Origin of the sequence: Paenalicyclobacillus cellulosilyticus (assembly GCF_014647315.1) — a bacterium.
Taxonomy (GTDB): Bacteria; Bacillota; Bacilli; order Alicyclobacillales; family Alicyclobacillaceae; genus Alicyclobacillus_J; species Alicyclobacillus_J cellulosilyticus.
The window spans coordinates 370-598 of the sequence record NZ_BMOY01000139.1; the positions used below are offsets into that span (position 1 = coordinate 370).

The following is a 229-nucleotide window of genomic DNA, read 5'->3' on the forward strand; positions in this document are numbered from 1 at the left end:
GCCACCAACAATGGCACTAAACGTGAGGGCGACCACCACGTTTACACGCATCAATGCTAACACGAGCATGACGCAAACTGAGATAACGACAGGATTCATACTATTCCCAATATGTTGTGTTTACTTATTATTCTTCGTTAACAAGCGGCCAACCGCCGAGGGCCTTCCATTTGTTCACGATGCCACAGAATAACTCTGCAGTTTTTTGTGTATCGTAAAGGGCAGAGTG

At 45.9% G+C, this 229-nt stretch carries 1 protein-coding gene; it reads right to left on the reverse strand.

Annotated elements, in window-relative coordinates; genetic code table 11:
* Positions 1–99, reverse strand: a 99-nt coding sequence (locus IEX97_RS13935) for a transporter permease (RefSeq protein ID WP_188883548.1), incomplete at its 3' end; no start/stop codon positions are given.
* Positions 100–229 lie beyond the last annotated feature (130 nt).